This is a genomic window from Nocardia sp. NPDC003482 (genome assembly GCF_053588115.1).
Genome location: NZ_JBSFPI010000037.1, coordinates 14,877 through 28,704, shown reverse-complemented (window position 1 = coordinate 28,704; position 13,828 = coordinate 14,877). Strand labels below are relative to the sequence as shown.

Genomic DNA, 13,828 nt, shown 5'->3' with positions numbered 1-13,828 from the left:
CCGCTTCGAAAGATACGGGACAGTGTCCCGTTTAGCAATGGGAGGTGCGGTGGCCGAGAGCGACACGGCGGCGACGCGGCCCCGGCGGGCCGACGCCCGACGGAACCAGGAGGCGCTGCTCGACGCGGCGGCGGCGGTGTTCGTGCGGTCGGGGGTGGAGGCGCCGATCCGGGATATCGCGGCCGAGGCGGGGGTGGGGACGGCGACGATCTATCGGCACTTTCCGACGCGGGCGGATCTGATCGTGGCGGTGTATCGGCATCAGGTCGAATCGCTGGCGGAGACCGGTCCCGCGCTGCTGGCCGCCGAGCCGAGTCCGTATGCGGCGCTGCGGAATTGGATCGATCTGTTCGTCGATTTCGTGACCACCAAGCAGGGGTTGGCGACGGTGCTGCAATCCGACGACCCCTGTTACGACCCGCTGCACGACTATTTCGTGGCCCGCTTGGTTCCGGTGTGCACCGAATTACTGACGGCCGCAGCCGATTCCGGTGAGATTCAACCCGGGCAGGACGCGCACGAACTCATGCGCGGCATCGGCGGTCTGTGCGCGGGGGCGGGGCCGAATCATCCCTACGACGCGCGGCGGCTGGTGGAACTGTTGATCGCGGGGCTGCGGCGGCGTTGACAACGGCCCGGCCGGTGCGGACACCGACCGGGCCGCTGCCGATCATCCGGCGAGCGCGGCGCTGAAACGCAGTGCGTCGCTGTCGAATTCGAGCACGCGGACGCGGATCGTCGCGCCGGTCTCGGCGCTCGCGCCGCGGACCAGGCCCGGCACGCCGGTGCCGGTGCGGACCAGCAGCCCGAACGGCTTGACGAGCTGCACGACGGCGTCGATCTCGGCTCCGGCTCGGATCAGGGCTTCTGCCATGTGGCTCACCCCCTCTCACTCCTCGAGGTGAGTCGAACGGCGGCGTCCGCGCCGCCCCGATTCCCTTCGCCGTGGGGCGCGCGAGCACCGGGCTCCGCCCGGACGTCACGCCGTCATTCTATCGCCCGAATCACCGTGGCGCGGAGAGGAGTTCGGCGACCGGGGTGCCCGCGATGAGCTGGTCGAGTCCGGCGAGCATGGTGGGGCATTCGCGGGCCGGGTGTTCGGCGGGGCATTTCAGGGCGTGCGAGAGGAAGTGCTGGGCCGTTCTCGCCTGGGCGATGACCTCGTCGAGTTCGGCGATCTGGCGGTGGATGAGTTCGCGCCATTCGGGGCCCGGGGCGTCGAGGACCGCGCCCGCGGTGTCGAGGGGGAGGCCGAGGCTCTGGGCGAGTTTGATGAAGGCCAGGCGGCGGAGTTGTTCGGCGTCGTACATGCGTTTGCCGCCCGCTCGTGCGGCCGGGGTGACCAGGCCGCGCTCGTCGTAGTAGCGCAGCGCCGAGGGGGCCATGCCGAGCGTGGCGGCGGCGCGCCCGATGGGGATGAGATCCATGTCGGCATTTGACCTCAATCCGGCTTGAACCGGCAAGGTGTGGTCATGACGATTGCAGTGAATCACCATGCGGGACAGGGTGGGTTCGGCGGGCCGTTGGGTCTCGCCTTCGGGGTGCTCATGCGGGTCGCCGGGCGGCGGCGGGATCGGATGGTGGTCGATCTCGCGGGCGTGGGGCCTGACGATCATGTGGTGGACGTCGGGTGTGGGTCGGGCGGTGCGGCGGGGCTGGCCGCACGACGGGCGGCCGATGTGGTCGGGGTGGATCCGGCGCCGTTGATGCTCCGGTTGGCGCGGCTGTTCGTTCGGAACCCTTCGGTCCGTTGGGTGCCCGGCACGGCCGAGGACCTTCCCCTGCCCGACGCTTCGGCCACGGTCGTGTGGGCGGTGGCGACCGTTCATCACTGGCCGGAGGTTGCCGGGGGGCTGGGCCAGATTCGGCGCGTGCTCGTCGGGGGTGGGCGGTTCTTGACCGTCGAGCGGGATGCGCCCGCGGGGTCGGAGGGGCCGACGAGGCACGGGTGGACTCGCGAACAGGCCGAGAGCTACGCCTCGCAGTGTCGGGCGGCTGGATTCGTCGATGTGCGGGTGGAGTCGGCGGGGGCGGGCCGGTGGAAGTCGTGGGCGGTGTACGCCGGTCGGCCTTGAGCGTCGTGCGGTCCGAGTGTCGCGGTCCAGATCGTTCGCGTCACGGAGGCTCGGCGAAACCGGGCGCGGCAGGGTCGGCCTCATGGAATGCGCCGCCCGGCGCTGGGCGTCGCGCCCGGGGCGGCAGTACCGTGCATCGTGTGAGGCGATCGGCGTGGGAACGGAATGCGGGGGCCGGGGCGGTCGCGTTGTGGGCGGCGGCGGTGTGGGGCGCGCTGGCGGCGGTGCTGGTGACGCCCTTCGCGGCGGCGTTGGTGGCGAGCGTGTTTCGGTTCCCGATCCCGTTCGGGGGCTATGCGCGCGGCGGGGGTGAGGCCGTGAACGCGGGGCTGGCGGCGGTGTTCTACCTGGTTGTCGGGGTGGGGCCGGTGCTGGCGGTGCTCGGGGCGGTGGCCGGGGTGCTGGTCACGCGGCAGCGTGGGGGTCGTGCGGTCGGGCGGAGTGTGGCGGCCGGGTGCGGGTTGGCGTTGGTGGCGGCGCTGTTGCTCGCGATGCTGACCGGGTCGTGGTAGGGCGGGTTAGGCTGCCCGACATGACCGAAACGCACGCTTCCGCCGTGGTGGGACAGGCGACCGGACGCGGGCAGGTGCTGGCGTGGTCGCTGTGGGACTGGGGTTCCTCGGCGTTCAACGCGGTGATCCTCACGTTCGTGTTCTCGGTGTATCTCACCGAGAAGGTGGGTGACGATGTGCCCGGCGGGATTTCGGCGAGCGCGTGGCTGGGGTGGGCGTTGGGGATCGCCGGGCTCCTGGTCGCGCTGACCGCGCCGATCAGCGGACAGCGGTTCGACGCCAGCGCGAAACGCAAACGGTCCCTTGGTGTTCTGACCGGGCTGACGGTGTTGGCCATGTTGTTGATGTTCTTCGTGCGCGACGATTATCGCTATCTGTGGCTGGGGCTGGTGCTGCTGGCCTTCGCGTCCACGACGTTCGAGTTGGCCAACGTGCCCTACAACGCCATGCTGCGGCAGGTATCCACGCCCGCGACGGTCGGTCGGGTATCCGGATTCGGTTGGGCCATGGGCTATTTCGGTGGGATCATCCTGCTGCTGGTCTGCTACTTCGGGTTCATCGTCGGGGACGGTGATCATCGCGGGCTGCTGTCGGTGGCCACCGAGGGCGGGTTGAACATCCGGCTGGTCGCCTTGTTCACCGCGGTATGGTTCGCGATGTTCGCTGTTCCGGTGCTGCTCGCGGTGCCTGAGCTGCCGCGCACCGATGCAGATCCCGGGGCGGCGTCGGCCGGGTTGTTCGGGTCGTATCGGGTGTTGTGGCGGGATCTGCGGGAGTTGTGGGGGACCGATCGGCGGACGGTGGGGTTCGTGGTCGCCAGTGCGGTGTTTCGGGATGGGCTGGCTGGGGTGTTCACGTTCGGGGCGGTGCTGGCGGTGCGGGTGTATGGCATCGCGGATTCGGATGTGTTGTTGTTCGGGGTGGCGGCGAATGTTGTTGCGGCGCTTGGTGCGATCGTCGCTGGTCGGTTCGATGACAGTGGTGGGCCGAAGCGGGTGATCGTGTTCTCTTTGGCGGCGATGTTGGTTTGCGGTGTGGCGCTGTTGTTCGTGTCGGGGCCGGTTATGTTCTGGGTCTTCGGGCTGATGCTGACGGTGTTCGTCGGGCCTGCTCAGTCGGCTGCTCGGTCGTTTCTGACTCGGTTGGCTCCGCAGGGGCGGGAGGGGCAGTTGTTCGGGCTTTACACGACCACCGGGCGGGCGGTGTCGTTCCTCTCCCCCGCGTTGTTCGGGTTCTTTGTGTGGGTGTTCGACGCCGACCGTGCGGGGATCGTGGGGATCTTGGTGGTTCTGGCTGCTGGTTTGGCGGCTCTGCTCCCTATCCGCCCGACCCTCTCTCAGGCCGTCGGAAAGCGGGATGGCTGATGAGCTACCGCCAGCCTGGATCCATCTTCGCTGCCACCGCAAGGCTGCCTTCTTCCTCGAAGTTCTACTCTCGCCGCGAGTCTCAGGATGCAATCCTTCCTGGAGAGGACACGCGCTTGTGGCCGCGATGCGAGAGGCTGGAACTTGTTGCCGCAGTTGACAACTGAATTAGCGATCACAATACTTCTGTGCGGCACTCCGCTCCATTGCAGCGTGCCGAGCCTACACAGGTGAGTGCAGGAAGAGACGGGGTGGGCCGCGACGCTCCAGGTGGTAGGGGTCTGCCTAGGATGGTGCAGCCGCTCTCGCGGGGGTGAATGCCTTGGGGGGCTGCGCTAATTCGTCGAGTCCATGCCTGACAAGTTCGCAGCTCTCGGGCCGAAGGTGTTGCGGGCGAGGGCAAACGCGGGCCGGACGGACATCCGGGGCGGTCATGGAAGAAGTCGAGGGATCCGACCGATCCTGTGGACCCGGAGGGGGCCGATGAACAACGCCATGAATGCCGGTTCACCCAGTGAGAGAAACGTTTTCGAACCAGTATCGATCCGCGGCCTGGCGCTCGGCTCGACGGTCGTGGAACTTCCGATATCCGACCTGCTGCCCGCCGATTCGCCCCGAACATCAGGACTGAACGCAGGCTATATACGAATGCTCGCCGAATCGGTGACCCCGCTTCCTCCGATAGTCGTCCATCGCGCGACGATGCGAGTAGTTGACGGCTGGCATCGGGTGCGCGCAGTCGAGTCGCGCGGTGAGACGACCATTGCTGCCGTCTACTTCGACGGTGACCTGTCAGAAGCCTTCGTCGTGGCGGTGAAATTGAACGTGGCACATGGCCTACCGTTGTCACTTGCTGATCGAAAGGCCGCCGCGCACCGCATCCTGCTGACGCATCCGGACTGGTCGGATCGATCGATCGCTGCGATCGCCGGGATCTCGCACCCTACCGTCGCGGCGATCCGTAACCGGTCGATCGGAAAGATTGACCAGTCGACCCCCCGAGTGGGGCGCAACGGAGTACTCCGTCGGCTCGACGGGCAGCAGGGCCGCCTGCGGGCAGCCGAATTGTTCACCGCTGACCCAAATGCGTCGGCTCGGACGGTGGCCTCGGCAGCAGGAGTCTCGGTGACGACTGCCAAAGAAGTCCGCAAGCAATTGCGCGCTGGGCAACGACCCGCGCAACCCCGCAAACCCGCATCCGACGCAACCTCCGCACCCACAACCGCGCGTGAGCACCAGAGCAATCCTCCAGCACCCGTCACGGACGAGACCGATAGCGCCGAGTTGTTACAGCGTCTACGTAGGGATCCCTCGCTACGTTTCAGCGAGTCAGGGCGCAAGCTGCTGCGCTCGTTGGAGACGCCGTTCGGGGACAGCGTCGACTGGAACGCGCTCGTCCAAAACCTTCCCAGCCACTGCACTCCGAGCATCGCCGAACTCGCGCGACAGCGTTCCCGAGACTGGCAACACCTGGCACGTCTGCTCGATCGTCGTTGACCTATATACCGACCGAGGAGGGGGCGATGAAGCAATTTCGTCGCCCCCGACCTTCTAGGAAACTTCGATGATTTTGAGAAGCTCGGCGAGATCGAACTCAGCCTTTCTGGCCGTTCCGTATCGGGTGATCTTTCCGCGTCGAACCCATTGGCGAATGACGTCTTCGGAGACGCCGATAATCCAGGCGGCGGTTTTGGTGTTCACCATCTGTCGCGTGCTTTGCTGGAAGCCGCTGTCGGCCGCACCGATCAGGCGCGAATCGTCGGTGTTGAACCGGTGGCCGCGGGTGCACGCGACCTCGACCGATTGTCGGCCCCGGCTGGTGCGCCGGTGTACAACGACGCTGCCATCGCAGTCTGGTACTGGACAGCCACGAGGGCCGTCGGCCTTCGTGACGCTCATACCCATGGATTCCACGGCGTGACGCCCTGCGGTCACCGCAGCATCGAGTTCGTCTACGAAGTCTCCGCCAGCGAAGTGGTGCGCCAGCCAGTGCAAATGGATGTTCAGGAAGCGGGCCTGATCCGAGACGGTCCGTCGCGGCCGAGTTGGGAGACGGCGTTCGTCCACCACCATCTCCGTCCAGGATGTCAATACATCAAAAATTTCCATCCGCGCAGTCAAGGCAGTCTCACACAGTGGAAGATTGCGGAGCTGTCCGCCTCGAATTCGCTCCAGAACGCCGGCCCGAGTGGGAAGCAACAGAGCCTCTTGGCAGCCGTGGTAGATGTCGGATACGAGGTCGATGTTGCGCCGAGCTCTATTCAAGCATGAGGGGCACAGTCTCGGATTACGCGCACATCGCGCTTGTTCTTGATTGTGATGCTGCGATGGACAAGTGAGTAACTCTACCGAAAAGTGCACGGATCCCCCTTGTGCGGACTCAGGCGATGATTCCCAAATTTGCAGAGAGCTTCATGTGGAGCACCTCCCCGCGTCCGATTCTAGAAGGAAGATCACTTGAAAAGATGCCGTGATGCAGGTCACATAGATAGCTGTTGGATCACGTTCGAGGCTCTGTCATGCTGGAGGCGTACCTGAGCTGCCCGGATGAGTCTGGGGTTAGCGTTGAAACAACCTACTCTCGACTTCCGTTGTAGTGCGCTTCGGACGTTTCTGCCCAGCGGTCACCGCTATTTGATTTGCGACGATAGGCGCAGATTTCGTCGCTCAATGAAAGATATTTGGCCCTGTAGTCGAGCCGGGCAGGCATGTGGGTATCAAAGTTGCCGAACAGATCAGTGAGTTCTGATTCCGACGGGAGTCATGCAATGACGACGCGCGAAGTGGGTATAGGTCGCGCCCATGCCAAGTCGATCTTGTTCGGTGAGCATGCCGTGGTGTACGGAGCACCGGCAATCGCGATACCGATTCCACAGCTGTCGGTCATGGTGCAAGCGCGACACTCCGAACCTCACGGCGATGTGCAGGTGACCGATGTTGTGCAGGCTACCGCAGGGAGCGGCTGGGGGCGGGTGGACCAGACCGATCCCGGACTGCACATGCTGCTCGGAGCTTTCTGTCTCGCTACCGCAGCCGAGGCGCGTGGCGTACACCTACGCGTCGACTGCACCATCCCAGCCGGTTGCGGGCTTGGTTCGAGTGCTGCGTGCGCCCGTGCCGTCGTCCTCGCGTTAAGCGATCTGTTCGACCGACCTATCGATACACGCCTGGCCTTCGACCTGGTCCAAACCGCCGAACGCGTGGCCCACGGATCACCCAGCGGAGTCGACACCGTAGCCACCGGCTCCCCCGTCCCGATCTGGTTCCAAAGCGGCACCGCCAAGGAGTTGACGATCGATGTCGACGCCACTCTGGTCGTCGCCGACAGCGGCGTGTCGTGCGCGACCAAGGTGGCGGTTCGACAGTTACGTGAACGGTTCGATGCCGACCCGGCATCGAAAACCCGCTTCCTCGAGGATTCCTCCCGACTCACCACAGCAGCCGTCGAGGACCTGACCCGCGGTCGAGTTGGAAATGTCGGGCAGCTGATGACTGACAACCACGACCTGCTCAGGCAGTTCGGCCTGAGCGCGGCCGAGGTCGATCGCCTGGTCTGCGCGGCACTGACAACGGGAGCAGCGGGAGCCAAGCTCAGCGGAGGCGGGCTCGGCGGCTGCGTAATCGCACTTGTCGAGGAAACCGATCGGGTCGAGGCGGTGGTCTCCGCACTGCATGCCGCGGGCGCGGTTGCGACGTGGAGAGTCAGGACCGCCGGTTATTCCAGCTGACACGCTCAGGAGGTAGTGCAGATGTTGTCGGTGATCACGCGCAGCGCACCCGGAAAATTGTTCGTGGTCGGCGAGTACTCCGTCGTGGAACCAGGGCGAGTCGCGATCGTGGCGTCGGTGGACCGGCGCGTGTCTGTCACTGTGACGCATGCGGAAAGCGCAACGTACGACGTCGCGGTCACCTCCGATATGTGTTCAGGCACAGTGCGATTCGTCCGCAAGAATCTGAGGTTGCTTCCGATCGTGGGTGGCGATGCCGCCATCCGCAGATTGCGCCATGTGATGTCGGCGATCGAGGTGGTCCAGCGATACGCGCTAGAAGTCGGTACTTCGGTGGTCCCCATCAATGTGGACATAACCAGTGAACTGCACGAGGACGGCGTCAAACTGGGGCTGGGCTCCAGTGGAGCGGTCACTGTCGCCGCGATCGCCGCGATCGGCGCCTTCCACGGCCTGGAACCGTCGATGGAGGAACGCTACCGGCTGGCCATGCTTGCCACCGCGCGGGTCGATCCGAAATCCTCCGGTGGTGACCTGGCGGCGAGCACTTGGGAGGGGTGGGTCGCCTACAGCGCCCCGAATCGGCTGGAGGTTCTCGGTATGGCCGAGCGGTTCGGCGTCGAGCACACCATACACGCACAGTGGCCGAATTTCTCGGTGCAGAGCCTCAATCCACCGAAAAACCTCAACTTCGAGGTTGGTTGGACTGGCACACCGTCGTCCAGTCCGAAAATGGTGGGCGGGATGATGCTGCAGAACCACAAGTACAGCACCTTCTACCGGTCGTTCCTTTGGCGCAGCGACGAGTGCGTCCAGGGCTGTATCACCGCGTTGCGGGAGCGTGACACCGCGGCCCTGCTGGACCATATCCGCCGATTCCGGTTGCTGCTCGAGACCGCAGACGGCATTACGCAGATCGGGATCTTCACCGATCGGCTCAATGCGTTTTGCCGTATCGCCGAAGAGGCGGGCGGTACCGCGAAGCCGTCTGGATCGGGGGGTGGTGACTGTGGCATCGCCGTACTCACGGATTCCTCACCGTCCCGACTGGAGCAGTTGCGGGATCGGTGGCGTTCGACCGGAATTCGTCCGCTAGCCCTCAATCTGGTGTGACCTCGAGGAGGACCGACCGTGATCGGTAATCGCAAGGATGACCACGTGCGGCTGGCGCTCGAACAGTCGCAACACCGAAACTTACGCAACGAATTCGACGATGTGGCTTTCGTCCATCATGCACTCGCGGGAATCGATCGGGCCGATGTCGGGCTCGCCACAGTTTTCGCTGGTGTGCGGTGGCAGGTTCCGCTTTACATCAACGCCATGACCGGGGGCAGCGAGGGCACCGGACAAATCAACCGCGATCTAGCCGTCGCGGCCCGAGAGACCGGCGTCGCGATCGCGACCGGATCACTGAGCGCGTTTCTCGCCGACGAGGCAGTTGCCGACACCTACCGGGTAATGCGCAAAGAGAACCCGGACGGGTTCATCATGGCGAACATCAACGCCACGACGTCGGTGGAGGATGCCAAACGGGCCATTGATCTGCTCGAGGCCGACGCGCTGCAGATCCATTTGAATGCGATCCAGGAGATTGTGATGCCCGAGGGCGACCGATCCTTTGCCGCCTGGGCGAGCAGCATAGAACGCGTCGCGGCGGCGGTGGACGTGCCTGTCATCGTGAAGGAAGTCGGCTTCGGCCTTAGCCGCGACAGTGCAGCGAGGCTGCAGGGGCTCGGCGTCGACGCCGTCGACGTCGGCGGTCGCGGCGGTACGAACTTCGCCGTCATCGAAAACGGGCGCCGAAGTCGGCAGGACTACGCCTTCCTTGCAGACTGGGGTCTCTCGACCCCGGCCAGTCTGTTGGACTGCGTGGGCGCGACAAACCTACCGGTCCTGGCTTCCGGTGGCGTGCGTAACCCTCTCGACGTTATGCGCGCACTGGCGCTTGGCGCACCGGCGGTCGGTGTGTCCGGCCAGTTCCTCGGCACCCTCATGAATGCTGGACTGCCAGCGCTGGTGGACCGAATCAGCACCTGGCTCGACCAGATTCGGTCGCTCATGACCGTTGTGGGCACATCGACACCCGCCGACTGTCGGCGATGTGACCTGGTCGTGTCGGGAGGTCTGCGCGCCTTCTGCGAAGCCCGCGGGATTGACATCGGGAAACTGGCCAGTCGGGCACGTCAGCAATCAGAAGGGCGTGGTCACTAGCGAATCGTCATCGCGCATCGTGAACAACATGGCATCGCGGACAGTGCCCTCAACAGTGAGGACTGGGACTTCCTAGTCGCGATATATCGATCGGGGAACACCTCGACGACTTTGAATCCATGATGGTTGGTTCCGTAGTGCGGAAGCGCGCAGCGACAAATGCTATTGCGATTGTGCGGTCATCCAATGGCCCGCCCCCGGCCGTGTTACAGCCGGTCACGGGTGCTGTACTTATGGGATGAGGAACCGACGATCGTCCGGGCATGTGCCGACCGATGCCGAGAGTCGCGCGGCGATCGGTGAGTTCGAACAACATCGTGGGAAGATGACGGCGATCGCCTATCGCCTGCTTGGTTCGGCGAGCGATGCCGAAGATGTGGTTCAAGATGCTTACATTCGATGGCGGCAACACACCGGTGAGACGGTCAGGAATCATGATGCCTGGCTCACCACGGTCGTGACCAACCTCAGCATCAACAAGCTGAATCTGGCCTATCGGACGCGTGAATCGTACCTCGGGCCGTGGCTTCCCGAGCCCGTGATCACCTCCGATCCCAGCGTGATGCCGGATCAGTCCGTGGAGATGAGAGAGACGATCTCGATGGCGATGCTGGTTCTGATGGAGAAGCTTTCACCCCCGGAGCGCGCCGTATTCGTGCTCCGAGAAGCGTTTGGGTATACACACCACGAGATCTCGCAAATACTCGGAATCACCGAGTCCGGATCGCAACAACACTACCGCCGCGCACGGCTTCGTTTGAAGGGCGGCCAGCGATACACACCGACCGGAATCGATGCAGTCGCCCTGGCACGGTCCTTTCTTGAGGCTGCCCGAGGGGATGACATAGCGTCCTTCGAAGCTCTGCTGGCCGGGGAGGTTGTCTCTTGGGCTGATGGAGGCGGCCGGGTTACCGCCGCAACACGTCCCGTATCCGGACGCATCACCGTCGCGCACTACCTCCGGTCATGGATGGCGAAGGCGCCGTCCGGCATCGAATTTCTGTTGAAAGAGGTGAATTGCCAGCCTGCGGTCGTGGCACGGGAGGGCCATAAGGTGATTGCCGCGATCCTCCTCGAGACCCACGAGGGCCTCATTTCGACCATCCGGACATGCGTCAATCCCGATAAATTGCGGTTTCTGGATCGGCAGCTGTCGACATGATCTTCGGCGGCGGGTCGGCTCGAATCACACAACCTCTTCACGCCGACCCGCCTCCTTTGGCGCATGTTACTTCAGATGGAGGTCGCGGTGCCTGAATCGGGTGCCTCCCGTCGCGCCCAGCACGACCGCCACTGCCACTAGTGCGGCAGTGGGCAGCAGAGCGAACGGCTCTGCGGGCATGTTGGAGATGTACCCGAAGGGCGAAAGCTTCTTGGCCCAACCGGGCAGCCCGAAGATGTCGCCCAACCACACCGCCACAATCGCATAGACGGGAATGAGCCAGACCACTTCCAGAAATTGTGGTATCGCTCCATACACAGCCATGGTGATGGCGAGCGTGAGCCAGACGGCCGGGATATTGGCGGCGCTGGCCGTCATGACCTTCACCAGCACATCATGGTCTCCGGTCGCCAGGGCACCGCTGATTCCGTAACCGAGCCCGGCACAGACCACCGTGACAGTACTGCCGGCTATACCGACAAGCAGATTGCCACCGGCCCACTGTGATCGGGAAAAGACAGCCGCGAGAACCGGTTCGGCACGGCCACTGCGTTCTTCCTTGCGCATGAAGGTGATAGTGAGCATTCCCTGGACTGCCGCGAGGATCGCGAACAGGGCGAGCGTGCTCGCAATCCACGAGTCCGACATCGACGCCCCGCCGGTCGGTCGCACCATCTTTTGGAAAGCGGGAAGATCGGCGAGCAGTTCGTTGATCGTTCCGAGTACCGATCCGTACATCACACCGAAGACGACCAATCCGATCGTCCAAGATACCGCGCTCATGCCCAGGAGACGGCCGGCCAGACCGTGGGGAGCCAGGAGGGTGGCGGCGGCCGAACTTGCACCGGGCCTCGGGGGGCGCAGGCCCGCACCCACGTCCCGATTGGTGCTCAGGCGCAGTGACAGAGCGAGAGTCACCAGCGCGAACAACACTGGGACCAGCAGTGGCCAGTATCGCTGGGCGTCCGCGTAAGGGTGGGTCGCGAATCCCCAATACAGCGGGGAGAGCCACGATAAAGGGTTGCGGCTGACATCGCCGATCGCGCGCACGACATACGCGGTGCCGAGCGCGGACAGAGAAATCGAAATCGCGGTGCTGCTGAATTCGGTGATCTGCGCGGCCAGTGTTGTGATGCCCAAGAAGGCGATGCCGACCGCGGCGAGCGAGACTCCATACAAACCCGATCCGGACACCGAGATTCCGTCGAGAGGAAAGGCCGCCAGTCCGGCAGCGACTACTGCTCCTGTTACGATATTGACGGCTGCGACAAGAACTACGGCACTGCTCAACTGAGCATGCCGGCCAAGAGCCCGGGCTCGAAGCAACTCGGTGCGGCGAAGCTCCTCCTCCAGTCGCGTGTAGCGGATGGCCAGCAGGATGCTCATCAAGGCGAAAGGCATTGCCGCCCAGATGAAGAGCATATGCCCCAGCATGATGCCGAACGTATAGTTCCACGGCTGGTAGTTGTTGCCGACCATCGCGGTCACCGCGGGCAGGCCGAAGAGGTCTCCAGCGTTCTGTCGGTTTTCGCGGGTGGGATAATTGTGACCGAGGGACGCCAGCACGAGGACGGGCCAGAGCGCCAACCCCACAATCCAGAGAATCAATCTGCCGCGGTCACGGCTCGCTTGAAATTTGAGCAACGTCAGCGTGCCGACCCAGGCTTCCATGACGGGCGCGTCGTTCTCGGCGAAAGAGGTCCGGGCGGCAGTCGCAGCGGAGATCATCGTGCGTACTCCTGGTGCTCACCGGCGGAATCGATGCTGTAGTGCCGTAGCATGAGTTCTTCGAGCGTCGGTGGGTGACAGCTGATACTGCGAATGCCCAGACGTGTCAACTCTCTCATCACATCGTCGATGTACTCGCCGTCGACGGTGAAACGTATTCCGTCCCCGGTGGTTTCGAAGCCGGAGGTCCCCGGCAGCACAGCGAGACCGTCGGCCGGGCAGGTCGTGCGGACTTCGACCGTGGTGTGGGACAGATGACGCATCTCATCCAGCGTTCCGGTTTCGACGATTCGACCCTGCTTGATGATGCTGATCCGGTCAGCCAACTTCTCGACCTGGGATAGGATGTGGCTGGAAAGTAGCACCGTCCGCCCTTGCTGCTTCATCTCGGTCACCACGTCCTGAAACACGGTTTCCATCAGGGGATCGAGGCCGGACGTCGGTTCGTCCAAGATGAGCAGTTCCACGTCGGCGGCCAGGGCCGCGACGATGGCGACTTTTTGTCGATTGCCCTTCGAGTACGTCCGACACTTCTTCGTAGGGTCCAGGTCGAACCTCTCGATCAGCTCTGCCCGCCGGGATCGAATCCGCTCCGAGGGTTTGCCGCCGAGTCGCCCGAGGAGATCGATCACCTCACCGCCGGTCAGATTGGGCCACAGCTCGACATCGCCCGGAACATAGGCGAGCCGGCGGTGCAAACCCACGGCGTTCAACCAGGGATCCGCGTTCAACAGGCGGACCCTGCCGGAGTCGGCCTTGAGCAGGCCGAGAAGGATCCGGATGGTAGTTGATTTGCCGGCGCCGTTCGGACCCAGAAACCCGTGCACCTGGCCGACGGCCACCTGCAGGTCAACCCCGTCGAGAGCCTGGGTGCGGCCGAACGACTTTCGAAGCTCTGAGATTTCTATGGCGTTGTCCATGTCCTCACCTCGATGAGATCCAGCGGTAGGGTGCCCCTACGGGTCGGCACGACGCTCGGCGGCACCGGCACCTTTGAGGGTCTGATCACTAGACCGTTCATCGGCGCGATCCATGACAAGGCCAGATC

Annotated in this window: 14 protein-coding genes; 9 read left to right on the top strand and 5 right to left on the bottom strand. The window is 64.1% G+C overall.

All coding sequences use genetic code 11. The features are described from left to right. The first annotated feature begins 37 nt into the window (after positions 1-37). On the top strand, positions 38-628 hold the full coding sequence (locus tag ACWDSJ_RS35400; RefSeq protein WP_450037159.1) for a TetR/AcrR family transcriptional regulator: 591 nt from the start codon (positions 38-40) through the stop codon (positions 626-628). A 42-nt stretch (positions 629-670) separates the two neighbouring features. On the opposite strand, the gene ACWDSJ_RS35395 is transcribed toward ACWDSJ_RS35400, so the two are convergent. Next, a complete protein-coding gene (locus ACWDSJ_RS35395; RefSeq protein ID WP_450037158.1) occupies positions 671-874 on the bottom strand; it encodes a hypothetical protein in 204 nt (67 codons plus the stop codon). 130 nt (positions 875-1,004) lie between these two features. After that, entirely contained in the window at positions 1,005-1,427 is a 423-nt protein-coding gene (locus ACWDSJ_RS35390) for a MerR family transcriptional regulator (RefSeq protein ID WP_450037156.1), read from the bottom strand. Positions 1,428-1,472: 45 nt separating this feature from the next. On the opposite strand from ACWDSJ_RS35390, the gene ACWDSJ_RS35385 reads away from it, so the two are divergent. The 4 genes from ACWDSJ_RS35385 to ACWDSJ_RS35370 all read left to right on the top strand — a co-directional run bounded on the left by ACWDSJ_RS35385 (position 1,473) and on the right by ACWDSJ_RS35370 (position 5,448). Continuing rightward, entirely contained in the window at positions 1,473-2,075 is a 603-nt protein-coding gene (locus ACWDSJ_RS35385; RefSeq protein ID WP_450037155.1) for a class I SAM-dependent methyltransferase, read from the top strand. A gap of 140 nt (positions 2,076-2,215) precedes the next feature. Further along, complete coding sequence (locus tag ACWDSJ_RS35380; protein ID WP_450037153.1) at positions 2,216-2,587, top strand: hypothetical protein; 372 nt, start codon at positions 2,216-2,218, stop codon at positions 2,585-2,587. 20 nt (positions 2,588-2,607) lie between these two features. Then, positions 2,608-3,951 carry an MFS transporter gene (locus ACWDSJ_RS35375; RefSeq protein WP_450037151.1) on the top strand — a complete coding sequence of 448 codons (1,344 nt, stop codon included), beginning with the start codon at positions 2,608-2,610 and terminating at the stop codon, positions 3,949-3,951. 483 nt (positions 3,952-4,434) lie between these two features. Then, positions 4,435-5,448 (top strand): transcriptional regulator, encoded by a 1,014-nt coding sequence (locus tag ACWDSJ_RS35370; protein WP_450037150.1) that lies wholly within the window; start codon positions 4,435-4,437, stop codon positions 5,446-5,448. Between the two features lie 54 nt (positions 5,449-5,502). On the opposite strand, the gene ACWDSJ_RS35365 is transcribed toward ACWDSJ_RS35370, so the two are convergent. Continuing rightward, positions 5,503-6,060: a hypothetical protein gene (locus ACWDSJ_RS35365; RefSeq protein WP_450037148.1), complete on the bottom strand. Its 558-nt coding sequence runs from the start codon at positions 6,058-6,060 to the stop codon at positions 5,503-5,505. A 659-nt stretch (positions 6,061-6,719) separates the two neighbouring features. Between ACWDSJ_RS35365 and mvk the strand changes: the two genes are divergently transcribed. The 4 genes from mvk (at position 6,720) to ACWDSJ_RS35345 (ending at position 11,052) form a co-directional block, all read left to right on the top strand. Then, positions 6,720-7,679: a mevalonate kinase gene (gene mvk / locus ACWDSJ_RS35360; RefSeq protein WP_450037146.1), complete on the top strand. Its 960-nt coding sequence runs from the start codon at positions 6,720-6,722 to the stop codon at positions 7,677-7,679. 21 nt (positions 7,680-7,700) lie between these two features. Then, positions 7,701-8,792: a phosphomevalonate kinase gene (locus ACWDSJ_RS35355; protein ID WP_450037145.1), complete on the top strand. Its 1,092-nt coding sequence runs from the start codon at positions 7,701-7,703 to the stop codon at positions 8,790-8,792. Between the two features lie 18 nt (positions 8,793-8,810). Further along, complete coding sequence (gene fni, locus ACWDSJ_RS35350) at positions 8,811-9,890, top strand: type 2 isopentenyl-diphosphate Delta-isomerase (RefSeq protein WP_450037144.1); 1,080 nt, start codon at positions 8,811-8,813, stop codon at positions 9,888-9,890. A 265-nt stretch (positions 9,891-10,155) separates the two neighbouring features. Next, complete coding sequence (locus ACWDSJ_RS35345; protein ID WP_450037143.1) at positions 10,156-11,052, top strand: sigma-70 family RNA polymerase sigma factor; 897 nt, start codon at positions 10,156-10,158, stop codon at positions 11,050-11,052. Positions 11,053-11,118: 66 nt separating this feature from the next. On the opposite strand, the gene ACWDSJ_RS35340 is transcribed toward ACWDSJ_RS35345, so the two are convergent. Next, complete coding sequence (locus ACWDSJ_RS35340) at positions 11,119-12,780, bottom strand: ABC transporter permease (protein ID WP_450037141.1); 1,662 nt, start codon at positions 12,778-12,780, stop codon at positions 11,119-11,121. Then, positions 12,777-13,700, bottom strand: coding sequence for an ABC transporter ATP-binding protein (locus ACWDSJ_RS35335; RefSeq protein WP_450037140.1), 924 nt, complete (start codon positions 13,698-13,700; stop codon positions 12,777-12,779). The genes ACWDSJ_RS35340 and ACWDSJ_RS35335 overlap by 4 nt, the downstream gene beginning before the upstream one ends. Positions 13,701-13,828: the final 128 nt, after the last annotated feature.